The 25,252-nt window shown below is 70.7% G+C and carries 20 protein-coding genes; 14 read left to right on the forward strand and 6 right to left on the reverse strand.

What is annotated here, in order from left to right:
• Positions 1-137 precede the first annotated feature (137 nt).
• From bcsB to QZM72_RS18135, 9 genes are read left to right on the forward strand one after another with little or no spacing between them, the layout of a single operon-like run.
• On the forward strand, positions 138-2,483 hold the full coding sequence (gene bcsB / locus QZM72_RS18095) for a cellulose biosynthesis cyclic di-GMP-binding regulatory protein BcsB (RefSeq protein WP_301738843.1): 2,346 nt from the start codon (positions 138-140) through the stop codon (positions 2,481-2,483).
• 3 nt (positions 2,484-2,486) lie between these two features.
• The gene (gene bcsZ, locus QZM72_RS18100; RefSeq protein WP_301738845.1) at positions 2,487-3,716 is read left to right on the forward strand and encodes a cellulose synthase complex periplasmic endoglucanase BcsZ; all 1,230 of its coding nucleotides are present in this window, start codon (positions 2,487-2,489) and stop codon (positions 3,714-3,716) included.
• A complete protein-coding gene (locus QZM72_RS18105; protein WP_301738847.1) occupies positions 3,701-7,588 on the forward strand; it encodes a cellulose synthase subunit BcsC-related outer membrane protein in 3,888 nt (1,295 codons plus the stop codon). Before bcsZ ends, QZM72_RS18105 begins: the two co-directional genes overlap by 16 nt.
• 8 nt (positions 7,589-7,596) lie before the next feature.
• On the forward strand, positions 7,597-9,570 hold the full coding sequence (gene bcsE / locus QZM72_RS18110) for a cellulose biosynthesis protein BcsE (protein ID WP_301738848.1): 1,974 nt from the start codon (positions 7,597-7,599) through the stop codon (positions 9,568-9,570).
• Entirely contained in the window at positions 9,567-9,803 is a 237-nt protein-coding gene (locus QZM72_RS18115) for a hypothetical protein (protein ID WP_301738849.1), read from the forward strand. Before bcsE ends, QZM72_RS18115 begins: the two co-directional genes overlap by 4 nt.
• A complete protein-coding gene (bcsQ, locus tag QZM72_RS18120; protein WP_301738850.1) occupies positions 9,800-10,579 on the forward strand; it encodes a cellulose biosynthesis protein BcsQ in 780 nt (259 codons plus the stop codon). The genes QZM72_RS18115 and bcsQ overlap by 4 nt, the downstream gene beginning before the upstream one ends.
• Complete coding sequence (gene bcsA, locus QZM72_RS18125; RefSeq protein WP_301738851.1) at positions 10,576-13,113, forward strand: UDP-forming cellulose synthase catalytic subunit; 2,538 nt, start codon at positions 10,576-10,578, stop codon at positions 13,111-13,113. Before bcsQ ends, bcsA begins: the two co-directional genes overlap by 4 nt.
• A gap of 27 nt (positions 13,114-13,140) precedes the next feature.
• Positions 13,141-14,697 (forward strand): cellulose biosynthesis protein BcsG, encoded by a 1,557-nt coding sequence (bcsG, locus tag QZM72_RS18130; protein ID WP_301738852.1) that lies wholly within the window; start codon positions 13,141-13,143, stop codon positions 14,695-14,697.
• Positions 14,679-14,876: a hypothetical protein gene (locus tag QZM72_RS18135; protein ID WP_069617189.1), complete on the forward strand. Its 198-nt coding sequence runs from the start codon at positions 14,679-14,681 to the stop codon at positions 14,874-14,876. Before bcsG ends, QZM72_RS18135 begins: the two co-directional genes overlap by 19 nt.
• Positions 14,877-14,931: 55 nt before the next feature.
• Here the strand turns inward: QZM72_RS18135 and QZM72_RS18140 are convergent, their stop codons facing one another.
• The 4 genes from QZM72_RS18140 to QZM72_RS18155 are packed head-to-tail and all read right to left on the reverse strand — an operon-like array spanning position 14,932 to position 18,177.
• A complete protein-coding gene (locus tag QZM72_RS18140; protein WP_301738854.1) occupies positions 14,932-15,816 on the reverse strand; it encodes a pirin family protein in 885 nt (294 codons plus the stop codon).
• Between the two features lie 44 nt (positions 15,817-15,860).
• Entirely contained in the window at positions 15,861-16,253 is a 393-nt protein-coding gene (locus QZM72_RS18145; RefSeq protein WP_301738856.1) for an OsmC family protein, read from the reverse strand.
• A 57-nt stretch (positions 16,254-16,310) separates the two neighbouring features.
• Positions 16,311-17,891 carry a sodium:proton antiporter gene (locus QZM72_RS18150; protein WP_301738858.1) on the reverse strand — a complete coding sequence of 527 codons (1,581 nt, stop codon included), beginning with the start codon at positions 17,889-17,891 and terminating at the stop codon, positions 16,311-16,313.
• Between the two features lie 25 nt (positions 17,892-17,916).
• Positions 17,917-18,177 (reverse strand): XapX domain-containing protein, encoded by a 261-nt coding sequence (locus tag QZM72_RS18155; protein WP_301738859.1) that lies wholly within the window; start codon positions 18,175-18,177, stop codon positions 17,917-17,919.
• A 277-nt stretch (positions 18,178-18,454) separates the two neighbouring features.
• Between QZM72_RS18155 and QZM72_RS18160 the strand changes: the two genes are divergently transcribed.
• Complete coding sequence (locus QZM72_RS18160; protein WP_179233364.1) at positions 18,455-18,595, forward strand: hypothetical protein; 141 nt, start codon at positions 18,455-18,457, stop codon at positions 18,593-18,595.
• Positions 18,596-18,708: 113 nt separating this feature from the next.
• Here QZM72_RS18160 and QZM72_RS18165 read toward each other — a convergent pair whose 3' ends face one another.
• Complete coding sequence (locus QZM72_RS18165) at positions 18,709-20,295, reverse strand: acid phosphatase (RefSeq protein ID WP_301738860.1); 1,587 nt, start codon at positions 20,293-20,295, stop codon at positions 18,709-18,711.
• 218 nt (positions 20,296-20,513) lie between these two features.
• On the opposite strand from QZM72_RS18165, the gene QZM72_RS18170 reads away from it, so the two are divergent.
• The 3 genes from QZM72_RS18170 (at position 20,514) to QZM72_RS18180 (ending at position 22,855) form a co-directional block, all read left to right on the forward strand.
• A complete protein-coding gene (locus QZM72_RS18170; RefSeq protein WP_301738862.1) occupies positions 20,514-21,860 on the forward strand; it encodes a cytochrome-c peroxidase in 1,347 nt (448 codons plus the stop codon).
• 126 nt (positions 21,861-21,986) lie between these two features.
• A complete protein-coding gene (locus QZM72_RS18175) occupies positions 21,987-22,373 on the forward strand; it encodes a hypothetical protein (protein WP_301738863.1) in 387 nt (128 codons plus the stop codon).
• A gap of 8 nt (positions 22,374-22,381) precedes the next feature.
• Positions 22,382-22,855, forward strand: a complete 474-nt coding sequence (locus QZM72_RS18180; protein ID WP_301738864.1) for an NUDIX hydrolase — start codon at positions 22,382-22,384, stop codon at positions 22,853-22,855.
• Positions 22,856-22,992: 137 nt separating this feature from the next.
• On the opposite strand, the gene QZM72_RS18185 is transcribed toward QZM72_RS18180, so the two are convergent.
• A complete protein-coding gene (locus QZM72_RS18185) occupies positions 22,993-24,702 on the reverse strand; it encodes a glutamine--tRNA ligase/YqeY domain fusion protein (protein WP_301738865.1) in 1,710 nt (569 codons plus the stop codon).
• 254 nt (positions 24,703-24,956) lie between these two features.
• On the opposite strand from QZM72_RS18185, the gene QZM72_RS18190 reads away from it, so the two are divergent.
• Positions 24,957-25,166: an ornithine acetyltransferase gene (locus tag QZM72_RS18190; protein WP_011656605.1), complete on the forward strand. Its 210-nt coding sequence runs from the start codon at positions 24,957-24,959 to the stop codon at positions 25,164-25,166.
• Positions 25,167-25,252 lie beyond the last annotated feature (86 nt).

The raw sequence follows: 25,252 nt of genomic DNA on the forward strand, positions 1-25,252 counted from the left end.
GCGTCGTACCGATAAATGCAATCAAGCCAGATATGAGGGGAAGCAGAGGGGATGTGCACTCACGGGCATAGCTGCTTTGCGCGCGTCTGCTGCGACGCGCAGGATCACCGGACGATCGTGACGACGCGAGGCCGCGCATGAAGCCCGCCGTGTCGCTGTTCGTCCTGACGGCCGCGATGACCGGCGCTTTCCATGCAGCCGCGCTGTCGGCCGCGCCGATGCCGGCCGTGCCGGCTGCCGCGTCGACGGCCGGGGCCGCTCGCGCGGCGGCGCCCGATGCCGCGCCGGCCGCGGTGCCCGCGGCGGCGCCGACGGCGGCCAGCGCGCCGGCCGCCGGCCTGCCGGCGACGACCGTCCACTTGCCGTTCGCATCGCTCGGCGCGTTCGATCCGCTGCGCCTGCGCGGCGCAGACGACGCGCGCACGATCAACGCCGGCGTGCGGCTCGACCGCGTGATTACGGGCGCGCGCTTGCGCCTGACCTACGCGTATTCGCCGTCGCTGGTCTTTCCGCTGTCGCACCTGAAGGTGTCGGTGAACGGCGAGGTGATCGCGACCGTCCCGTTCGACGCCGCGCGCGCGGGCCGCACGGTGACGCAGGAAATCCCAATCGATCCGCGTTACTTTTCCGATTTCAACCAGATCGGCCTGCGCCTGATCGCGCATTACACGCTCGACCATTGCGAGGATCCGGCGAACTCGGCGCTGTGGGCCGACGTGAGCCCGACGAGCGAGCTGATCCTCGACGAAGCGCCGGTGCGCCTGCCGAACGATCTCGCGCTGCTGCCGGCGCCGTTCTTCGACCGGCGCGACAACGGCCGCTTGCGGCTGCCGTTCGTGCTGCCCGCCACGCCCGATTCGGCGACGCTGCGCAGCGCGGGCGTGCTCGCGTCGTGGTTCGGCGCGCTGGCCGACTACCGGCATGCGCGCTTCCCGGTGTCGACCGCGCTGCCGGCCGACGACCAGGCCGTCGTGGTCGGCACGGTCGCGACGCTGCCGGCCGGTCTCGCGCTGCCGCAAGTCGACGGCCCGCTGCTCGCGGTCGCCGACAACCCGGCCGCGCCGGGCCGCAAGCTGCTGGTCGTCACGGGCCGCACGGCGGCCGAGGTCGACGACGCGGTCGCGACGCTCGTGCTCGGCCGCGCGGCGCTGTCGGGGCCGGCGGCGACGGTCGCGCACGTCGATCTCGGCGCGCCGCGCAAGCCGTACGACGCGCCGCGCTGGCTGCCGGTGAACCGGCCGATCGCGTTCCGCGAACTCGTGAACGACCCGCACCAGCTGGAAGTGCGCGGCACGACGCCCGACGCGATCCGGCTGAACCTGCGCGTGCCGGCCGATCTGCATTCGTGGAACGGCGCGGGCGTGCCGATCACGCTGCGCTACCGCTACACGGCGCCGACCGTGCAGGACAATTCGACGCTCGCGATCGAGATCAACGATCAGCTCGTGAAGTCGTACCGGCTCGGGCCGGCCCAGGCGGAGGACGCGCACGGCCGCATGCAGCTGCCGCTGCTGTCGGTGCCGGAAGGGCGCGTGACGAGCGACGTCGACATTCCCGCGTTCCGCGTCGGCAGCGGCAACCAGCTGCAGTTCCGCTTCACGCTCGATTCGCAGAAGACGGGCCTGTGTTCGAGCACGGCCACCGAGCCGCAGCGCGCGGCGATCGATCCCGATTCGACGATCGACTTCTCGCACTTCGTCCATTACGCGCAATTGCCGAACCTCGCGTTCTTCGCGAACAGCGGCTTCCCGTTCACGCGCTTCGCCGACCTGTCGCAGACGGCCGTCGTGATGCCCGACCGGCCGTCGCCGCAGGAGCTCGAGGCCTATCTGACGATGCTTGGCCACATGGGCGAATGGACCGGCTTCCCGGCGCTGCGCGTGCAGGTCGCGCGGCCCGGGGACGTCGCCGCGCTGTCGGGGCACAAGGATCTGCTCGTGATCGACGGCTCGCCGGCGTCGCCGCTGCTCGCGCAGTGGCGCACGGCGCTGCCGCTCGCGATCGGCGAGCCGGGCGGGGCCGGCGGCGCGGGCGGCGCGGGCGCGACGCGCGTCGCGTTCACGGTGAAGGAACGCTGGCGCAACGGCGTGGGCCTCCCCGACGGCGGCGCGCACATCGAACAGGCGGGCCCGCTCGCGGCGCTCGCCGGGTTCGAGCTGCCGGACAGTCACGGCCGCAGCGTCGTCGCGCTGACGGCGACCGACCAGCCGCGCCTCGGCGATCTGCTCGACGTGTTCGAGAACTCGGGGCTCGTGTCGCAACTGCAGGGTGACCTTGCGCTGGTGCGGCCGGGGCGGGTCGACAGCCTGCGGGTCGGCGAGCCTTACGTGGTCGGCTTCGTGCCGTGGTATGCGCGCGTGTGGACGGAGGCGGCACGGCATCCGGTCGTACTCGGCGCGGTCGGCGTCGCCGCGGGGCTGCTGCTCGCGCTCGGCGTGTTCAGCGTGCTGCAGCGAATCGCCGCGCGTCGACGGGGGATGTAACGGATGGCGCGGGCAATGACGAAGCGACGGGCAACGCAGCCGGCGCGGCGTGTCGGCGCGATGCTCGCGCTGGCGGTTGCGGTGACGTGCGCGGCGGCCGGCGTGGCCACGCGCGCGCACGCCGCGCCGGCCAGTGCGGCCGATGCGGCGGGCGCGGGATGCGGCGCGGCGTGGCCGCGCTGGGACGCGTTCAAGCGCGATTTCGTCTCGGCCGACGGCCGCGTGATCGACGTCGGCTCGGCCGATTCGCGCACGGTGTCGGAGGGGCAGGCGTATGGACTTTTCTTCGCGCTGGTCGCGAACGACCGGCGCATGTTCGACACGATCCTCGCATGGACCGAGAACAACCTCGCGCAGGGCGACCTGAGCGCGCACCTGCCGGCGTGGCTGTGGGGCCGCGCGCCCGACGGCGCGTGGCGCGTGCTCGACGCGAACGCGGCGTCGGACGCCGACCTGTGGATCGCGTATGCGCTCGTCGAGGCCGGGCGGCTGTGGCACGAGCGCAGCTATACGGCGCGCGGCGCGCTGCTCGCGAAGCGCGTGCTCGACGACGAGACGGCGACCGTGCCGGGCCTCGGCCTCACGCTGCTGCCGGGGCCGACCGGCTTCAAGCTCGCCAACGGCCAATGGCGCGTGAATCCGAGCTATTCGCCGCCGCAGGTGATTCGCGCGCTCGGCGTGCGGCTGCCCGACGACCGGCGCTGGAGCGCGCTGGCATCGAGCACCGCTCGCGTGCTGCTCGACACCGCGCCGAAGGGCTTCTCGCCCGACTGGGCGCTGTATCGCGCGGGCAAGGGCTTCGGGCCCGATCCGGACACGCATGCGGAGAGCGCGTACAACGCGATCCGCGTGTATCTGTGGGCCGGCACGCTCGACCGCGCCGATCCGCTTGCCGCGCCGCTGCTCGCACGCTTCGCGCCGTTCGCCGACCATATCGCCGCGCATGGCGCGCCGCCGGAGAAGGTCGATACGACGACGGGCGTCGCGGGGCCGAACGACGGCAACGGCGGCTTCTCCGCGGCGGCCGTGCCGTTCCTCGACGCGCGCGGCCAGCACGCGCTCGCGGATGCACAGGCGGCCCGCGTCGATGCGCTCGCGCGCCAGTCGGCGCCCGGCTATTACACGAGCGTGCTGACGCTGTTCGGCCTCGGCTGGCGCGACGGCCGCTATCGATTCGGGGCGGACGGCACGCTCGACACCCGCTGGGGAGGCCGTTCGTGCGCCGCCCGCTGAAGCGCGCCGCGCCGCACGTCGCGGGATTCGCGTGGCTCGCGTCGTCGGTGTGCGCGGCGGCGCCGGGTGCTGCCACGGGCACGGCGATCGCGAACCCCGCGACACCGTCGACCTCGGCCGCCGCCGATGCGCGGCGCGAGCTCGACACCGCGCGGATGTGGGGCATCAAGCATCGCGACGATCTCGCGCGCGATGCGCTGCGCAAGGGCTTGCTGATCGCGCCGGGCGACCCCGACCTGCTGGCCGAACAGGTGCGCGTGCTGCTGCGGCTCGGCGACGCGAAAGGCGCGCAGGCGTCGCTGGCGCGGCTGCAGGCGCAGTCGCCGAATGCGCCTGGCACGCGGCGGGTGGCCGACGAATACCGCGTCGCGACGAGCGGGCGCGGCGAGATGGCGCAGATTCGGCTGCTCGCGCGCAGCGGCCGCGCCGACGAGGCGGCCCGGCGGATCGTCGCGCTGTTTCCGAACGGCGCGCCGTCGGGCGCGCTGGGCGCCGAGTATTACCAGATCGTGTCGAATGCGCCGGGCGGCCGCGAGCCGGCGATCGCCGCGCTGCGCCGCGCGATCGCCGCCGATCCGCGGGACACGAGCGCGTCGGTCGCGCTCGCGCGGCTGTTGAACCAGCGCGACGACACGCGGCCGGAAGCGAACCGGATCGCCGCGTCGCTCGCGAAGCGCACCGACGCGGACCATACGGAAGCGATGGCGCTGTGGCGGCGCGTGCTGCAATCGGCCGGCAGCGATCCCGCGTATCTCGATGCGCTGCATGCGTATCTCGCGCTCGCGCCGGACGACACCGAATTCCGCGATCGCGCCGCCGCCCTCGACCAGCAGCGCGACGCGCAGCGCCGGCTCGAACGCGATCCCGACTACATCGCGCAGCAGCGCGGGTTGCAGGCGCTCGCGCGCGGCGACCTGGCCGCCGCCGATCCGCTGCTCGCGCGCGCCGCGCGGGCGCGGGCGGACGACGCCGACGCGCTGGGCGGGCTCGGCCTGCTGCGTTTGCGCGAAGGGCGCCACGACGAAGCGCGCGCGCTGTTCGCGCGAGCCGCGTTGCGTGCGACCGACCAGCGCGGCAAATGGCAAGGCCTCGCGCGTACCGCGCAGTTCTGGGGGCTGCTCGCGCAAGGCCGCGAAGCGGCCAGCGCCGGGCGCCCGCAGGATGCCGAGCGCGCCGCGCGTGCAGCGCTCGCGATGCAGCCGGACAACCCCGACGCGAAGCTGCAGCTCGCCGATGCGTTGCTCGCGCAGCACGACTGGGCGCGGGCGGAGCCGTTGCTGCGCGGCTTGCTGGCCGCGCGTTCGCCGAGCCTGTCGGCCGTGCGCGACACGGCCACGCTGTATGAAAACACCGGCCGCGCGGACCGGATCGGCCCGCTGCTCGACGCGCTGCAAGGGCGTGTGACGGGCGCCGACGATCGCCGCACGCTCGACGGCCTGCGCGGCGACGTGCTCGCGAACGAAGCGCGGGCGCTGGCCGACAAGGGGGCGCGCGGGCCGGCCGCGCAACGCTACGAGGCGGCCGTGCGCGCGGCGCCCGACGCGCCGTGGACGCGCTTCGCGCTGGCGCGCCTCTATCGCGACATGGGGCTGCCGCAGCTCGGCCGCACGGTGATGGACGACGGGCTCGCGCGAAGCGATACGCCCGAGATGCGCTACGCGAGCGCGCTGTACCGCAACTCGATCGACGACGTCGCGGGTGCGCAGGCCGCGCTGGCGCCGGTCGACGACGCGCACCGCTCGGACGGGATGCGCGCGCTCGCGCGCAAGCTCGATGCCGAAAGCGCGCTGGCCGACGCGCGCGGCGCGCACGCACGCGGCGACCGCGCGGCCTTCGCGGCCACGCTCGCGCACGCGCAGGCGAGCGCGCCGGACGATCCCGACATGCTCGCGGCGATCGGCGCGCAGTGGATCGACGCGGGCGAACCCGAGCGCGGCCTCGCGCCGCTGCGCGACTGGATCGCCGCGCATCCGCGCGAAGCCGAAGCCGATGCGGACGTGCGGCTGCGCTACGGCGACCTGCTCGGCAGCGCGGGGCGCGACGAGGCGCTCGCCGCCTGGCTCGACACGCTGCGCCGCGCCCCGTCGCTGACGCCCGCGCAGACGGCGCGACTGGAGGATCAGTCGCTGCGGCTCGTGCTGCGGCAGACCGACGACGCGATCGCACGACAGGACTATGCACGGGCGCGCACGCTGCTCGATCGCGCGAGCCCGGCCGGCCGGGCGGACAAGCGTTATGCGCTCGAACTCGCCGATCTCGAACGCGCGCAGGGCCATTACGATGCGGCGCGCGAGGCGCTCGCGCCGGTCGTCGCGCGTACGCCGGACGATGCCGATACGCAGCTCGCGCTCGCCCGGATCGACGAGGACAGCGGTAACCGCGCGGCCGCACGCGAGCGCGTGCAGGCCGTGCTGGCGCGCACGCCGGACGACGACGTCGACACGCAATTGTCGGCCGTGCGCCGCCTGAACGCGCTGCGCCGCCCGGACGAAGCCGCGCAGGTGACCGACCGGCTGCAGGCCGCGTATCCGGCACGCGCCGACGTGACGGTCGCGGCCGGGCGCGTGGCCGAGGCGCAGGGCCGCTATGACGACGCGGCGTCGCTGTACCGGCTGTCGCAGTCGCAGGAACGCACGACGGGCGTGAGCCCCGGCCGCGACGGGCTCACGCCCGCGCAGGCTGCGTTCGCGGACCTCGCGCAGCGGCGCAACCCCGAGATCGAGACCGGCTGGATCCCCGCATACAAATCGGGCGACGAAGGCATCTCGTCGTATCGCGCGCAGCAGGTGCCGATCTACATGCAGATGCCGGTCCGCTACGACGGGCATGTGTTCGCGCAGATCGACACCGTGCACCTCGACCCCGGCACGCTCGATACGAGCAACCCGGACGCGTTTTCGCTGAAGACGTTCGGCACGTACGCGGGGCTCAGGGCGCAGAACGCCCTGACACCCGCATCGATCGCGAATCCGCCGGGCTCGCTGCACCAGACGGCCACGGGCGTCGCGCTCGGCGCCGGTTATCTGTCCGATGCATGGCGTTTCGATCTCGGCACGTCGCCGCTCGGCTTCCCGGTGCATTACCTGGTCGGCGGCGTGCGCTACCGCTTCGACGCGGGCCCCGCGAGCTTCTCGGTGAATGCGTCGCGGCGGCCGGAAACGAGCAGCGTGCTGTCGTACGCCGGGATGCGCGACCCGTGGACGGGCGCGGTGTGGGGCGGCGTGCGCCGCGACGGCGTGAACCTGCGCGCGTCGGTCGACATCGGCCGCACGAACCTGTTCGCCGAACTCGGCGCGGGCGTGCTGTCCGGCCGCAACGTCGAACGCAATGCGGAAGTCACGCTGCGCACTGGCTTCACGGTGCCCGTGTACGAGCGCGCGACGATGAAGGTCAGCACCGGGCTCGTCGGCAATGCGTGGCACTACGCGCAGAACCTGCGCTACTACACGTACGGGCAGGGCGGTTACTACAGCCCGCAGCGCTATCTGTCGCTCGGCGTGCCGATCGAATGGGCGGGGCGGCACGATGCGCTGTCGTGGGACCTGACCGTCACGGGCGGGATCTCGAACAGCTACGAGAAGGATTCGCTGTATTACCCGACGCTCACCGGCCAGCGCGCCGCGCAGGTGGCGGCCGGGTTCGTGTATGCGGGCAGTTCGACGCGCGGCGTGTCGTTCTCGTACGGCGTGAACGGCATCGTCGAGTATCGCGTGAACCCGCACCTGAGCGTCGGCGCGCAGTTGCAGATCGACCGGTCGCACGACTATGCGCCGAGCGCGGCGCTCGTGTACCTGCGCTATGCGTTCGATGCGCGCGCGCCGCGCAACTGGCTCGTGACGCCGACGCCCGTGCGGCTTTATTCGGATTACTAGGGGAACGCGTGAAGACGGAATTCGATGCCACCCGCCCCGCGCCCGGCGCCACCGGCCTGGTCGATCGCCTGCGCGCGCTGCTGCGTGTGGGGTCGGCGCGCGGCCGCGCCGGCGCATTGAGCCGGCTCGCGATCGACGGCCTGCCCGATACGTGGACGCAACTGGAGGCCGGCGGCCTTTACGCGATCTACGCGGCCGGCGGCACGCCGGGATGCGACGCGCTCGTGTGGGAAAGCGCGCGCCAGGCGCGCACGCGCGACGTCACGATCGTGCTCGCGCGCGATCCGGCGCGCGTCGCCGCACGGATGGAATCGCTCGGCTTCGCGGGCGGCGCGCAGCCGGCCGGCTGGCCGCGCAACCTGAACGTGCTGGCGATGCCGCCAGCGGCCGAGCCGGCCGACGCCGGCGTGACCGCCGACGCGCCGCGCGGCGTGGCGCCGGGCCCGTTCGCGCGGCTGACCGGCGGGTTGCGCGCGATGAAGCGCTACGGGCTGCATGCCCGGTCGCTGTATTTCGTCGAAGGCGCGCAGCGCTGGTTCAGCTGGGACGATCCGGTCGCGCTCGCGGATGAAGCGCACGCGCTGGCCGACTGGTGCCGCACGCGCCGGATCGCGCTCGTGCTGCTGCTCGACCCCGAAGCCACTCGTGCGGGCGGCGCCGCGCGCGCCGACGATGCACCGCTCGTGCGTGAGGCGGATCGCACGCCGCGCAGCGGCTTCCACGGGATCTGCTCGGGCGTCGCGCAGTTGCAGCGCACCCACGGCGAGCTGCTGTGGGTGGTCGATTTCTGGCGCGCGGGCGACACGCTCGCGGCCGGCGAGGTGCGGCCGTTGCGCTTTGCGCCGGGCGGCCGGCTGTCGGCGAGCGTCGATGGCGGCGCGACCGAACCGGCGCGCCGGATGAAGCTCGCGAGCGACGAGGATCGCGTGGTGGTCAGCCGCGCGGTGCTCGACGGCGCGAGCCGCGTGCCGGACGGCTGGGAGATCGTCGACGACAACGCGGCCGTCGTCGCCGCGTGCGCGAACGCGCAGGCCGCGACCGCGGTGCTCGTGTTCCGCTCGCACGCGCAGCTCGAAGCGCTGTGCGCGGACGTGCACGCGCTGCGCCGGCAATGCGGCGGCGCGTTGAAGATCGCGGTCGTCGAGCGCGGCGAGGTGCTGCGCCAGCAGTTCGAGGTGCTCGTGCTGAGCGTCGGCGCGAACCGGGTCGTCGCGCGCGACCTGCCCGTCTCGCGGATGCAGGCGGCCGTGCACGCGCTGCACGGCCAGCTCTACGCGCGGCCCGTCGCGGCCGACTATCGCGCGGCGCTCGCGGCCGCGCTCGGCGATTCGGTGCTCGGCTATCTGCCGGTCGGCGCGTTCTGCCTGCGGATTCGCGCGGTGCTCGACCGCGGCGCGGTGCTCGCGCTGCCGCACACGCTCGCGAAGCTCACGCTGTTGCCGGGCGTGTCGCACGTCGACGCGCTGCGGCACTGCCGGCCGCGCCGCGCGGGCGACGTCGTGACGGCCGATGCGGGGCACCTGTTCGTGTTCCTGTTCGCGTGCGAGCCGGTCGACGCCGAGGACGCGCTCGCGCGGATCTTCGAGGTGCCGGTCGATACGTTGTCCGACCGCGTCGTGTGTCTCGGGCAGGGCAGCATCGACACCGAGCTCGATGCGTTGAAGGCCGAGAACCGGCGCGCGCCGATCGCCGACTACAGCGACCTGTTCGCGGCGACGCAGCCGGCAGGCGCCGCACGCGCGGCGCCGCCCGCGCACGCCGGCGCTGGCACGGCATTGCCCGACGCGAGCGAGGTGAGCGACGCGATCGAGGCGATCGATACCGTCGTCACGCTCGACGCGATCGGCGCACCGCAGGCGTCCGAGCCTGCCGCCGCCGATGCCGCCGCCGACACGTCGGCGCCGGAGCCCGTCATTCCCGCCGTGCGTGCGCGCGGCGCTGTCCGCAGCGCGATGCCGCTGCGCAAGCAGGAGAACGCATGATCGCCGAACTCGTCATCGGCTTCATCGTCGGTATCGTGATCGCGGTGCCGGTGTGGATCGTCGCGCAGCACCTTGGCGTCGGCCGCGGCTTCCACGCGCCGCGCGGCATCGACCGGCGCGACGCGGTGCCGTGCGAACTCGTGCCGGTCGCGTTGCGCGGCCGCCTGCTGCCGGGCGCCGGCGGCGAAGAAGGCGATGACCGCGATAACCGCGCTGGCAAGGGGGCACGATGAAGACGATCGCCCTCACGTCGACGACGGGCGGCGCGGGCCGCACGACGCTGGCCGCCGCGCTCGCGGTGCTGCTCGCGCGCCGCGGCCGGCCGGTCGTCGCCGTCGAATTCGATGCACAGAACCTGATGGGCGCGACGCTCGGCCTCGACACGCTGGCCGAACAGGGTCTTGCGCACGGCCTGCTGGGCGGTGCGGAACCGTGGCACGCGCACACGTGGCGCAACGCCGACGGCGTGCTGTTCGTGCCGTACGGGCAGGTCGATGCGGCCGGCGCCGCCGCGTGCGATGCGCAGCTCGCCGCCGATCCGGCCTGGCTGTCGCGCGCGCTCGACGAGATCGCGCTGCCGGCCGACGGCGTCGTGCTGGTCGACACCGCGCGCTATCCGTCGCCGCAGGCCGAGCAGGCGATTCGCCGCGCGGACCTGACGCTCGTCGTCGTGCAGCCGGAGCCGGTCGCCTGCGCGACGACGGCCGCGCGGCTCGGCGCGCTACGGGCCGGCCGCGGCGAACTGCAGATCGTCGTGAACCGGCTGAACCCGGCGCGCGACATGCAGCGCGACGCGCTGGCGATGCTGCGCGCGGTCGCGGGGCCGGCGTCGATGCTCGAGCAGCGCATCCACGTCGATACGGCGGTGCCCGAAGCGCTCGCGCGCGGCAGCTGGATTTTCGACGACGCGCCGTATTCGCAGGCGTCGCACGACCTGAACGGCGTCGCGAACTGGGTCGACACGTGGCTGAAGGCCGCCGTCGCCAACCGCGCGGGAGCCGCGCGATGAAGGCCGCGCTCGCGTCGCGACTGCGCATGTTCGGCCGTCGCGCGGCCGACTGGTGCGCGCGCGGCATCGGACTGCCCGCGGAACGCACGCGGGTGGACTGGTTCGTGCGGCTGTTCTTCCATGCGCCGCCGCCCGGCCGGCCCGATCACGTGCGCCGCTGGGTGCGCGTCGCGTTCCTGCGGCTCGCGCACGACTGGGGCGTGCTGCAGCCGCTCAGCGTGCGCGAATGGCTGTGGCGCGCGATCGTGCGTGCGCCGCGTGCGGCCGACGGCCGGCCCGCGCGCGATCCGCTCGCGTGGTTCGACACGTTCGTCGTGCCCGTCTACGTGGCCGGGCGTGCGGTCGCCCGGCGCATCAACGCGATGCTCGAGCGCCTGCCGTGGGCGCGCTGGGGCGGCTGGCTCGATGCGCGCGCGAACGGCGTCGGCCGGCGCCGCTGGCTCGCGCCGCTGCTGCTCGTCGCCGGCGCGGTGCTGTGGGCCGCGGCCGGGATGTCGCCGCTGATGCCCGGCGCGCAGTTCGCGTTCTTCGCGATCGTCGCGGTGCTCGCGCTCGCGCTGCGCCGCCTGCCCGGCCATCTGCCGACCCTCGCGCTCGCGTCGCTCGCGCTGCTGGCCACGCTGCGCTACGTGTGGTGGCGCACGACGCAGACGCTCGACTTCCGCAGCCCGGTGGAAGCCGTCGCCGGCTACCTGCTGTACGGCGCCGAAGCCTATACGTGGATGATCCTGCTGCTCGGCTTCGTGCAGACCGCGTGGCCGCTCGACCGGCCGATCGTGCCGCTGCCCGACGATCCGGACACCTGGCCGACGGTCGACGTCTATATCCCGACCTACAACGAGCCGCTGTCGGTCGTGAAGCCGACGGTGTTCGCCGCGCAGAGCATCGACTGGCCGAGCGCGAAGCTGCGCGTGTACCTGCTCGACGACGGCCGGCGCCCCGAGTTCGCGGCATTCGCGGCCGAGGCCGGCATCGACTACCTGACGCGCGACGACAACCTCCACGCGAAGGCCGGCAACATCAACCGCGCGCTGCCGAAGACGCACGGCGACTACATCGCGATCTTCGACTGCGATCACGTGCCGACGCGCTCGTTCCTGCAGACGACGATGGGCGTGTTCCTGCGCGACCCGAAATGCGCGCTCGTGCAGACGCCGCACCATTTCTTCTCGCCCGATCCGTTCGAGCGCAATCTCGGCACGTTCCGCGAGGTCCCGAACGAGGGCAACCTGTTCTACGGCCTCGTGCAGTCGGGCAACGACCTGTGGAACGCGACATTCTTCTGCGGATCGTGCGCGGTGCTCAAGCGCAGCGCGCTGGAGGAGGTCGGCGGCGTCGCGGTCGAGACCGTGACCGAGGACGCGCACACGGCGCTCAAGCTGCATCGGCGCGGCTATACGTCGGCGTACCTGCCGACCGTGCAGGCGGCCGGCCTCGCGACCGAAAGCCTCGCCGGCCACGTGAAGCAGCGCACGCGCTGGGCGCGCGGGATGGCGCAGATCTTCCGGATCGACAACCCGTTCCTCGGGCGCGGGCTCGGCTTCATCCAGCGGATCTGCTACGGCAACGCGATGCTGCATTTCTTCTACGGGATTCCGCGGCTGATCTTCCTGACGATCCCGCTCGCGTACCTGTTCTTCCACCTGTACTTCATCAACGCGTCGTCGTTCGCGCTCGCGAGCTACGTGATCCCGTACCTCGTGCTCGCGAACGTCGCGAACTCGCGGATGCAGGGGCGCTACCGTCATTCGTTCTGGGCCGAGGTCTACGAATCGGTGCTCGCGTGGTACATCGCGCTGCCGACCACCGTCGCGTTCTTCAGCCCGAAGCACGGCAAGTTCAACGTGACCGACAAGGGCGGCAAGATCGACGAAGGCTACGTCGACTGGTCGACCTCGAAGCCGTATCTCGTGCTGTTCGCGCTGAACGTGCTCGCGATCGTCGCCGGCCTGTGGCGGCTCGTGGTCGACCAGGGCGACGAGGCGTCGACGATCCTGATCACGCTCGGCTGGACCGTCTACAACCTCGCGATGCTCGGCGCGGCGCTGGCCGTCGCGCGCGAGACCAAGCAGGTGCGCGTCACGCACCGGATCGCGATGCGCGTGCCGGCGATGCTGCTGCTCGCCGACGGCTCGACCGCCGCGTGCTTCACGAGCGATTACTCGACGGGCGGCCTCGGGCTCGAAGCGGTGCCGGGGCTGTCGCTCGCCGTCGGCGACACGCTGACGGTGTGCGTGACCCGCGGCGACCGCGCGTTTCCGTTCCCGGTGCGCGTGACCCGCGCGACGCCGACGCATGTCGGCGTGAGCTTCGAGGAACTGACGCTCGAGCAGGAGCGCCAGCTCGTGCAGTGCACGTTCGGCCGCGCGGACGCGTGGCTCGACTGGCACGAAAGCGCGCGGCCCGACACGCCGCTCGGCGGCCTCAAGGAAGTGCTGCGGATCGGGCTGGACGGTTATGTCCGAATGTGGAAGGGTGCGGTGCGTGGCGTGCAGGCCATGCTTGCGCCGAAACTCGATCGCGCGCGCGACTGACGCGGCGCGCATCATGGAGTGGGTTAGATGACGTTCTGGAATCTGTATTTCATCCTGAAGTTCGCGCTGTTCGCAACCGGGCACCTGCAGCCGTTCTGGCTCGCGAACCTCGCGTTCGCGGTGGCGTTGGTGGCGAGCGCGCCGATCCGCTCGCGTGCGTGGCGCATCGTCCGGCAGGTCGTGGCGATCACGATCGCGGTGCCGCTGCTCGCGCGCGAGCTGCATGCGCCGCCGCTCGCCCGTCTCGCCGAGGCCGCGCGCGAAGTCAGCACGTTCCGTCTCGACTACTGGATGGAGCTGTTGCCGCGGCTGCTGCCGCCGGTGCTGGCGCTGGCGATCGTCGGCGTGCTGATCGTCTATTTCATCGTCAATCGCTGGCTGCGCGTCGCGACGTTCGTGGTGGCCGTGCTGATCGTGATGCCGCTGTGGCAGGCCGGCAGCGGGCTGATGGCGCGCGTCGCCGCGCCGGCGCAGACGCAGGCGAATGCGGCGGGCGCCGCTCGCGTCGACCAGCCCGAGGACCACAACGCGGCGCTCGCGACATTCCGCGCGCAGGAGTCGCAGCGGCAGGTCGCGTTCGGCCATCTCGGCAGCGATCCGGCCGCGCAGTTCGACGTGATCGTGCTGCACATCTGCTCGCTGTCGTGGGACGACCTCGACGCGGCGAAGGTGCGCAACCATCCGATGCTGAGCCACTTCGACTACCTGTTCACGAACTTCAGCACGGCCGCGAGCTACAGCGGCCCGGCGGCGATCCGCGTGCTGCGCGCGAGCTGCGGGCAGGAAGCGCATGCGGACCTGTACAAGCCCGCGCCGCCGCAGTGTCATTTGTTCTCGCAACTGGCGAGCGCCGGCTACACGGTGCAGTCGCTGCTGAACCACGACGGCCATTTCGACAACTTCCTGCAGGTGGTCCACGACAACATCGGCGTGGCCGATGCGCCGATGATCTCGAACGCGGCCGCGCCGGTCGCGATGCATGCGTTCGACGGCTCGGCGATCAAGGACGACTACTCGACGCTCGCGAACTGGTACGCGCAGCGCGCGGCGGTGCCGGGGCCGGTCGCGCTGTACTACAACACGATCAGCCTGCACGACGGCAACCGCGTCGTCGGCAGCGCGCTGACGAGCATCGATTCGTACCCGCAGCGCGCGACGAAAATGATGACCGACTTCGACCGTCTCGCCGACCTGATCGCGCAATCGGGCCGCCGCGCGGTGATCGTGTTCGTGCCCGAGCACGGCGCCGCGTTGCGCGGCGACAAGAACCAGATCGCGGGGCTGCGCGAGATTCCGACGCCGCGCATCGTGCACGGGCCGGTCGGCGTGCGGCTCGTCGGCTTCACGGGCAACCACGGCGCGACGACCGTGATCGACCAGCCGACCAGCTTCCTCGCGCTCGCGCAGTTGCTGTCGAATCTCGTGTCGAACAGCCCGTTCAAGCCGGGCGCGACGCTCGCGCAATATGCGGCCGATTTGCCGCGCACGCGAATGGTCGGCGAGAACGAGGGCACGGTGACGATGCAGACCGCCGCGGGCTATGCGGTGAAAACTCCGGACGGCGTATGGATCGACGAACAGTGACGATTTCCGGCGAAGGCGACGACGATCGCCTGTCGCAACCGAACGACGTGATCGGCCTCGCGCGGCATCTGCCCGCGCTCGATCCCGAGCGCTATGTCGACGAGCAGGCGCGCCGCGCGTTCGACGCGTCGCTCGATCGCTGGCCGACGCTCGCGAAGCTGATGGGATTGAAGCGGTAAACGCACGACGGCCGGCGGGATGGCCGACCGCCGCCGCTGTGCCGGGCGAACCGGCTTACTGCGCCTTGCGTTCCGGCTGGCGCGTCCATTCGCCTTCTTCGCCCGGCACCTTGCCGAACGTCTGATCGGCCCACGCGGCGCGCGCCGCATCGATCTTCGCGCGTTCGCTCGACACGAAATTCCATTCGATGAACCGTTCGCCCGGCAGGTGTGCGCCGCCGAGCAGCATCACGCGGGCGCCGTTCGTACTTGCGAGCGCCACGGTCGCGCCCGGTTCGAGCACGGCCATCGTCGCGGGAGCGAGCGGCGTGCCGTCGATCGTGAGGTCGCCGTCGACGAGATATACGCCGCGCTCGTCGTGCTCCGCATCGAGCGCGAGCTGCCCGCCCGGCGCGAATTCCGCATACGCATAGAGCGTCGGCGAGAACACGGCGACCGGCGGCGCGAGCCCGAACGCGGTGCCCGCGATCACGCGCACGGTCACGCCGTCGCGCGTAAACGACGGCAGCGTGTCGGCCGCGTGGTGAACGAACGCGGGCGCGGTGTCTTCATGCTCGACCGGCAGCGCGACCCAGGTCTGGATGCCATGCACCGGCTGCTCGCGCGGCCGATCCTCGTCGGGCGAGCGCTCCGAATGCACGATCCCGCGGCCGGCCGTCATCCAGTTCACGTCGCCCGGCACGATCTTCTGCCGGAAGCCGAGGCTGTCGTGATGCATCAGCGAGCCGTCGAACAGGTAGGTGACGGTCGCGAGCCCGATGTGCGGGTGCGGTAGCACGTCGATGCCGCGGCCGGCCGGCAGCACGGCCGGGCCCATCTCGTCGAAGAAGATGAACGGGCCGACGAGGCGCGCGGCGCGCGCGGGCAGAACGCGGCGCACGACGAGGTGGCCGATGTCGCTTTCGCGCGGCGTGAGCAGGGTCTTGATCGGGGCGGACATGTCGGGAATCTCGTGACGGGAACAGTGGCGGTGACGGGAGGCGCTCAGGCGATCGCCGTGTCGATCGCGATCGGGTGCGTGAGGATCTTGTGCACCGGGCACGCGTTCGCGATCTGCAACAGGCGTTCGCGCTGCTCGTCGGTCAGGCCGCCGTCGAGCGTGATGCGGCGCACGATCGTGCTGCCCGCGCTCCCCGATTCGTGCGTGAGCGTCACGTGCACTTCGTCGAGCGGCCAGTCTTTTCGTTGCGCGTACATCTTCAGCGTGATCGCGGTGCATGCGCCGAGACTCGACAGCAGCAGCGCGACGGGCGTTGGCGCCGTATCGCCGCCGCCGAGCGACGCGGGTTCGTCGGCGCGCCACTGGTGGACGCCGTCGGTAAAGTGGACGAGATAATCGACCGGGCCGATGCTCGCTTCGACGGTGAGTTCGCTCATGGCAATTCCAGGTGGGAAAGGGGGCGGGCCCGGCCGGGCATGGCCGCGGGCCGGACGTCAGGGTTCGAGCAGGCGCTGCAGTCGCAGCTCCTCGAAATCCAGTTCGGATTCTATGCGGTGCAGCACCGCGTCGTCGACCCGGCCGTCGCGATGCAGGCCGAGCAGCGCGTCGCGCGACACGCCGACCAGCTCGAGCTCGACGCGCAGCATCCGCGCGCGCACGTCCGCGGGCTCCGCGCCGTCGCGGTGCGCGCGTTCGTTGAACGCGACGCGGCTGCGGTATTCGGTCAGCAGCCGGTCGAGCGATGCGCGTTCGAGGCCGGCGCCGCGCTGCTCGCGCGCGTCGAGCTCGGCAAGCGCCGCGCCGAACGTGTGCGCGCGCACCGCATGTTCGGACATCGTGCGGCGCGCGGCCGGGCGCAGTTTCAGCACGCGGATCAGCGGCGCGAGCGTGCCGCCCTGCACGACGAGCGTCGCGATGATCAGCAGGAACGTGCTGAACAGAATCAGGTCGCGGCCCGGGAAGCTGGCGGGCAGCGCGATCGCGGCCGCGAGGCTCACCACGCCGCGCATGCCCGACCAGCCGAGCACGACGGCTTCGCGCCACGACCACGCCGCGTGGCCCGCGCGCCGCGCGCACAGGCGGCCCGGCAGCCACATCGCGACGAACACCCACACGACGCGCGCGCCGATCGCGGCGGCCGTCGCCGGCAGCGCGACCCGCAGGCCGGCCATCAGCACCGCGCCTTCGTGGTTCACGCCCGCGAGGATCGCGTGCAGCGCGAGGCCGATCAGGATGAACACGAGCGCGTCGAGCACGAACACGATCGCTTCCCATGTCGCCTTCGCCTTGATCCGCATGTCGGCGCCGAACACGCGATGCTGGCGCACGCCGAGCACGAGGCCGCAGGTGACGACCGACAGCACGCCGGAGCCGCCGACGGCTTCCGCGATTCCGTAGCTGCCCCATGCCATCGCGAACGTCACGACGATGCCGAGCATCGGCTCGCGCAGGCGTTGCAGCACCCAGCACATCGCATGGCCGCACGCGAGGCCGACCGCGATGCCGATCAGCGTGAGCGAGAAGAACAGGCCGGTCGCGCTCGCCCCCGTGATCGACACGGCGAGCGCGGCCGACACGGCCATCTGGTACAGCAGCAGGCCCGACGCATCGTTGACGAGGCTTTCGCCTTCGAGCACCGCGACGAGCCGTGCGGGCAGCGGGTGGCGCTGCAGGATCGCCTTCGCGGCGACGGCGTCGGGCGGCGACACGATCGCGCCGAGCGTGAAGCACGCGGCCCACGGCAGCGCGGGATTCGCCGCATGCACGGCAAGCGCGACCGCGACGGTCGTGAACGCCACGGCCCCGAGCGCGAGCGACGCGATCGATGCAAGCTCCTGCCGGAATTCCTTCCACGCGGTGTAGAACCCGCTCGACATCAGCAGCGGCGGCAGCACGGCGGCGAGCAGCAGCGCCGGGTCCATGTCGGGCGCGCGCTTGCCGGCGACGGCGACTACGCAGCCGCCGAGCAGCAGCACGACGGCCGGCGGAATCGAGATTCGCTCGGCGAGCCAGGTGAGGGCGCCCGCGCCGCAGATCAACAGCAACAGGTAATGGAACAGCTCGACGTTGGTCATGCGTGGCGGGCGGCGATGGAGTGGATCAAGAAGGCTTGCGGTCGTTCGCGGCGCCGCCCGGCAGCGCGCCGAACATGTGCTGGCTGCACTTCGCGTCGCACCACGCGGCGTTCAGCCGATGGCCGGACAGCATGCGCCGCGCGACGGGCAGCATCTGTTCGCCGGCCAGCATGCCGAGCAGGCCGACGAGCGCGATGACCGGCGGCGCGGGCGAGTTCACGCCGATCGCGCCGTAGATGACCCCGGTGAGGATGCCGGCGAGCAGCGAGAGGACATACGGTTTCATGGGGGCGCCTCGTGACGGCCGAGCGGCACCGGAACGGCACCGTCAAAGTTTTGAAAGCGTATCGGGTTTGCGCGAAGAAAAAAAGAGCGGGCGAGTTCGAACCGGCGTCGTTTCCGGAATCGGATCGATTCCATTCGTTGGATGTTCGCGCCGCGCGTTTGCGGCTTAAATGTTTCGGCGCGGCCGATGACGATCCGGCGCCGACGCATTCCGGGCGCCTCCTGTTTTCACGGTCGAGGCAGGCCCGGCCTTTTTCCGTTCACAGGACCCGTCCGCCATGAGCAACCCGAAACTTGAAGTGCTGACGCCGCTGATCGGCGCGATCGAGGCCGTGCATTTCCAGGTCGGCGACGCGATCCGGCAGGCGGGCGGGCACAACGCGGATTACGTCGGTGTCGAGCTGAAGTACGGGTGGTGACGGCGGCGCGCGGCCACCCGCACGCGGCATGAAAAAGGGCAGCCCAGCGGGGCTGCCCTTCGTTCGTCCGGGCCGGCGGCGTGGCCGGCCCGTTCGCGGTGACGGCGATGCCGTTACAGGTTCGGCGACAGCGCGAGCGCGTTCGTCAGGTCGCCCATCGGCTGCGCGCCGTTCGCCTTCAGCGCGTCGTCGCGCTGCTGCAGGCCCGCGAGGCGCGGCAACGAGAAGCGGCGCGTGATGAAGCGCAGGATCGAGCCCGTGTCGTACTGCGTATGGTCGACGAAGCCCTTCTTCGCATACGGCGACACGATCAGCGTCGGAATGCGGGTGCCCGGGCCCCAGCGATCGGCATTCGGCGGCGTCGCATGATCCCAGAAGCCGCCGTTTTCGTCGTACGTGACGACCACGACCATGTTCTTCCATTGCGGGCCGGCCTGCAGGTGCGCGATCACGTCGGCGATGTGCTGGTCGCCGGAGGTGACGTCCGTGTAGCCCGGGTGCTCGTTCAGGTTGCCTTGCGGCTTGTAGAACGTGACCTGCGGCAGCGCGCCCGCATCGATCGCCTTGATGAACTCGGCGCCGTTCGCGCCGCCGTCGAGCAGGTGCTGCGCACGGCTCGCGGTGCCCGGCGCCTGGTTCGCGAAGTAGTTGAACGGCTGATGGTGCGGCTGGAAGTTCGGCGTCGACAGGTCGGCGCCGTAGATCACGTTCGACGTGCCGTTCTGGCTCGCCTGCAGCGCCTGGCCCCACGCGCCGGAATACCACGCCCACGACACGCCCGCGTTGGTCATCAGGTCGCCGATGTTGGTCGCCGTCTGCGGCGGCATCGTCGACGGATTGGCCGGGTCGGCGAGCAGCGGATCGCCGCCCGTGGCCGCCTTGTTGCCGCTCGGCTGATACGCCGGTTGCATCGTGTTGATGCCGTAGAAGTCGGGCGTCAGCGCGCCGTCGTTGACGAACTTCGGCGGGCCGCTCAGCGCGGAAGCCGGCGAGTTCGTCGCGACCTTCAGCGACTTGCCGTCGGCGTTCAGCACGGCGATCTTGCCGGCCGCCGGGCTCTTGTCGGCGTTCGGGTAGTACGGTGCGCACGCGCAGATCAGGTACTGGTGGTTCAGGAACGACCCGCCGAACGCGCCCATGAAGAAGTTGTCGGCCAGCACGTACTGCTGCGCGATCTTCCACAGCGGCAGCTTCGACGGATCGGCCGTGTAGTGGCCCATCGTCAGGCCGCCCGCGTCGGTCCATGCGGCGTACATGTCGTTCTTGCCGCCGTTGATCTGCATCTGGTCCTGATAGAAGCGGTGCACGATGTCGCGCGTCGCGATGCTCATCGACTGATTGAAACCGTTCGGATCGTCGATCGCGAACGGCGCGTTCGGCAGGTTCGCCGTCATCGCCTCGGTCACCGCCGGCGTGATGCCGGTCGCGGTCAGGCCGCCCCAGATCTTCGGCAGCGTCGCCATCGTCGAGCCGTCGCGGTCCTTCTGCACCGAGTTCGCGGCCGTCGCGTTCTGCAGCCCGTTCGCGCCCGGGAAGTTGCCGTACAGATTGTCGAAGCTGCGGTTTTCCGCATAGATCACGACGACGTTCTTGACGGCCGACAGGCCCTGCTGCGTGACGTCGTCGCCGCCGCAGGCGGTCAGGCCGAGCGCGGCCGCGAGGGCGATCGGCGTGCAGCGAATCCAGGCGTGCTTCTTCATGCGATGTTCTCTCTCTTCGTCGTTGGTCGCGTGTGGGAACCGGGTGCGGAAGGGCCGGCGCACGAACCTCGCGGTACTGCCCGGCTGCGCGCATTATCTGGAACCGATTTGACAGCCGAGTGTAGGGCCGCTTTCAATTGACTGTCGGTGGAACGTCATTCAACGGTCACGGAACTGACATAAGCTCCGGCCGATCGCCCACCGCTACCAGAACAACGATGCACACCCTTCTGAAATCCTTCGCGTCCGCGCGATCGCTGATCCCGGCCGCGGCGACGCTCGCGGTGGTCGGCGCGCTCGCGGCGCTCGCCGGTTGCGATGCGCGGCCCGGCACGACCGCACCGGCCGCGTCCGTCGTACCGATGGCCCAGGCCGCTCCCGTTCCGGCGGTCGCGCCGGCCGGCCAGCCGCAGACGCGCGCGCAGGTGTTCGAGGGCGTGAAGCAGATGACGGCGCTCGGCAAGCAGTTGTTCTTCGATCCGTCGCTGTCCGGGTCCGGCAAGCTCGCTTGCGCGTCGTGCCACAGTGCCGAGCATGCGTTCGGGCCGCCGAACGCGCTGTCGGTGCAACTGGGCGGCGACGACATGCACCGTACCGGCTTTCGCGCGGTGCCGTCGCTGAAGTACCTGCGCGGCATCCCGCCGTTCAGCGAGCACTTCCACGATTCGCCGGACGAGGGTGACGAAAGCATCGACGCGGGTCCGACCGGCGGGCTGACCTGGGATGGCCGCGTCGACACGCGCGACGCGCAGGCGCGCATTCCGCTCACGTCGCCGTTCGAGATGAGCAGTTCGCCCGCACGGGTCGCGAAGGCGGTGCGCGCCGCGCCGTATGCCGACGCGTTCCGCAAGGCGTTCGGCGACCGGGTGCTCGGCGACGACCTGGCGACGTTCGATGCGGTGCTGCGCGCGCTCGACGCATTTCAGCAGCAGCCTGCGCTGTTCGATCCGTACACGAGCAAATACGACGCATATCTCGCCGGCCACGCGCAGCTCACGCCCGCGGAGCTGCACGGGCTGCAGTTGTTCAACGACGAGAAGAAGGGCAACTGCGCGAGCTGCCACATCAGCCAGCGCACGCTCGAGGGCGGCCCGCCGCAGTTCAGCGATTTCGGGCTGATCGCGATCGCGGTGCCGCGCAACCGCGCGCTGCCGGTCAATCGCGACCCGCGCTTTTACGATCTCGGCGCATGCGGCCCCGAACGCACCGACCTGAAGGGGCGCGACGAATTCTGCGGGCTGTTCCGCACGCCGTCGCTGCGTAACGTCGCGCTGCGCAAGACGTTCTTCCACAACGGCGTGTATCACTCGCTCGAGGACGTGATGCGCTTCTACGTCGAACGCGACATCCATCCGGAGAAGTTCTACCCGGTCGTGCACGGCAAGGTGCAGATCTACGACGATTTGCCGAAGCGCTACTGGCCGAACATCAACCGCGAGCCGCCGTTCGACCGCAAGCGCGGCGATCGGCCGGCGCTGAATGCGGCCGAGATCAAGGACGTGATCGCGTTCCTCGGCACGCTGACCGACGGATATCAACCGACGGCCGCGTCTGCTGCGCGCTAGAAGACGGTCCTTGCGGCACGCATGCTATGCTCGCTCGCTGACGGGCGTGGCGCGCGCCGGAGGGCCGGCCCCCGGTTCGCCGGCATGCGCCGCGCCGTTCGATCGAACATCCAAGGAGAAAAAAACATGTCGATGCGTGCATCCCTTTCCGTCGTCACGCGCGTGCTGGCCGGCGCCGCGTGCGCAGCCGCGATGCTGCCCGCCCATGCGCAGAACAACCTGAACTTCCTGAACGACACGCCGATCAGCTATTTCAGCAACACCGATCGCGCATCGCTCACGAAGGCGGTCGTGCAGGCCCGCGACGAAGGCAAGGACGGCGAAACCACGACGTGGCAGAGCAGCGGCCGCGGCACGCAGATCGACGCGAAGCTCACGCCGAGCACGACCGAGACGGACGGCAAGACCTGCCGTGAAATCGCGACCGAAATCACCGCCAAGGGCCAGACGATGACGCTCAAGCCCGTCTACTGCAAGACGGCCGCGGGCAAGTGGCAGTTGCAGAAGCGCTGAGCACGCGCATGACGAAGCGGGGCGGCGCGCCGCGCACGGTATCGTGCGGCGTCGTGATCCTCGATGCGGGTGGCCGCGTGTTCCTCGCGCACGCGACGGACACCACGCACTGGGATATCCCGAAGGGGCAGGGCGAGCCGGGCGAGACGCCGGCCGACGCCGCGCTGCGCGAACTGCTCGAGGAAACCGGGATCGAATTCGCACCGGCGCGCTTGCTCGATCTCGGCCGCTTCGCGTACCGGCATGACAAGGACCTGCACCTGTTCGCGGTGCAGGTGGCCGAAGGCGAGATCGATCCGGCTCAGTGCACATGTACGTCGCTCTTTCCGAGCCGTCGCGACGGCTCGATGATTCCCGAGATGGATGCGTACCGCTGGACCGCGCCGGGCGACGTCGACACCTATGCGAGCCGCAGCCTCGCGCGGTTGTTTCGCACGAAGCTGTCGCTGGTGGAACTGCATCGGCGCTTGTCGGGCACGTGAACGGGCGCCGCAGTTTTCGTTGCCGCCGGCCGTCCTTCGGCGCACGCCCATGAAAAAACCGGCCCTCGAGCCGGTTTTTTCATGGGCAGGCAGCGGGGCGGCTTGCGAAGCCGCCCGCCGCCGCGCGGCGCAGGCCGTCAGGCCGGCTTGCCCCAGCTGTCGCGCAGCCCGACGATCCGGTTGAACACCGGCTTGCCCGGCTTCGAATCGACACGGTCTGCAACAAAGTAGCCATGGCGCTCGAACTGCAGGCGCGTTTCCGGCGCGACGTCGCCGTTGCCCGGCTCGACGTACGCCTGCACGATCTTCTTCGAATCGGGGTTCAGCGCCTCGAGGAAGTTCGCGCCGCCCGCATCCGGGTGCGGCTCCTTGAACAGGCGATCGTAGATCCGCACTTCGGCCGGCTGCGCGTGCTTCGCGCTGACCCAGTGGATGTTGCCCTTGACCTTGTACGTGTTCGCGCCTTCGGTGCCCGACTTGCTGTCCGGGAAGTAGTTGCAGTGCACGGCCGTCACGTTGCCGTCGGCGTCCTTGTCGAAACCCGTGCATTCGATCACGTAGCCGTAGCGCAGGCGCACCTTGTTGCCCGGGAACAGCCGGAAATAGCCCTTCGGCGGATGCTCGACGAAATCCTCGCGCTCGATCCACAGTTCGCGCGAGATCGGGAACGTGCGCACGCCGCGGTCCGGATGGTGCGGATGAACGGGCGCCGTGCAGGCCTCCTCGAGGTCTTCCGGATAGTTGTCGATCACGAGCTTCAGCGGATCGAGCACCGCGACCGTGCGCGCGGCCTTGTCGTCGAGGTCGTCGCGCAGCGCGCCTTCGAAGACGCTCATGTCGATCCACGAATCGATCTTCGTCACGCCGATCCGCTCGCAGAACAGGTGAATGCTCTCCGGCGTGAAGCCGCGGCGGCGCACGCCGACGATCGTCGGCATGCGCGGGTCGTCCCAGCCATCGACGTGGCCTTCGGTGACGAGCTGCAGCAGCTTGCGCTTGCTGGTGATCGCGTACGTGAGGTTCAGCCGCGAGAATTCGATCTGTTGGGGCAGCGGGCGCGTGAACACGCCGGCTTCCGCGAGTTCGTTCAGCACCCAGTCGTACAGCGGGCGATGATCCTCGAATTCGAGCGTGCACAGCGAGTGCGTGATGCCTTCGAGCGCATCCGAGATGCAGTGCGTGTAGTCGTACATCGGATACACGCACCATGCGTCGCCGGTGCGGTAGTGGTGCGCGTAGCGGATCCGGTAGATCACCGGGTCGCGCATGTTCATGTTCGGCGACGCCATGTCGATCTTCGCGCGCAGCACGTGCTCGCCTTCCTTGAACTCGCCGGCCTTCATGCGGCGGAACAGGTCGAGGTTTTCCGCCGGCGTGCGGTCGCGGAACGGCGACGGCTTGCCGCCTTCGGTCAGCGAGCCGCGGTTCGCGCGCATTTCGTCGGCGCTCTGGCTGTCGACGTACGCCTTGCCGCGCTGGATCAGCAGCTCGGCGAATTCGTACAGCTTGTCGTAGTAGTCGCTCGCGAAATACTGATGATCGACGGCATCCTTGCGCCAGTCGAAACCGAGCCAGCGCACCGCGTCGACGATCGAGTCGACGTATTCGACGCTTTCCTTTTCCGGGTTCGTGTCGTCGAAGCGCAGGTGGCACACGCCGCCGTAGTCGCGCGCGACGCTGAAGTTCAGGCAGATGCTCTTCGCGTGGCCGATGTGCAGATAGCCGTTCGGCTCGGGCGGGAAGCGCGTCTCGACGCGCCCGCCCCATTTGCCGGTGCGGTTGTCGTCGTCGATGATGTTGCGGATGAAATTGGAAGCCGCGGGGGCGTCGTTGCGTTCGGTGCTCATGCGGTTGGCGTCAGGGTTGTGTCGGCGCGTCGCGCCGGTTTAATCCTGTAATTCTACCTGACCGGGGTCCGTCCCGCGCGGCCTGCGGGTCGGGCGCCGTCCGTTCGCGACGTGTATCCCAATATATCGAGTGTGTGTCGGCTGTAACACGACGTAAATCGGATTGCGGGCGTCGTTCGGCGTTTCCTATGATGCCTTCACCGAGTCAATGCCGCCATTCGCAACTTTTGCGGGGCGGGAGGAAACCAACAACCATGATGAAGAAGACCACTTTTCTCGTTCGTACCGCGGTGATCGTCGCGGTCCTGTCGCAACTCGGCGCATGCGCGATGACGCATACGCAGCGCAATGCCGGTATCGGCGCGGCCGCGGGCGGCGCGCTCGGCTACCTGATCACGGGCGGCCCGGTCGGCACGGTGGCCGGCGCGGCAGCTGGCGGCCTGGTCGGCGCCGGCGTACGCTGATTCACGCCGGCGGGCGCCCGCGACGCGGGCTCACCCGACCGCCGGCCCGGTCGTGACGCCTGCCTTGAGCGCGTCACGACCCGCTT

The organism is Burkholderia sp. AU45388, from assembly GCF_030481585.1.
In the GTDB taxonomy this organism is placed as follows: Bacteria; Pseudomonadota; Gammaproteobacteria; order Burkholderiales; family Burkholderiaceae; genus Burkholderia; species Burkholderia sola.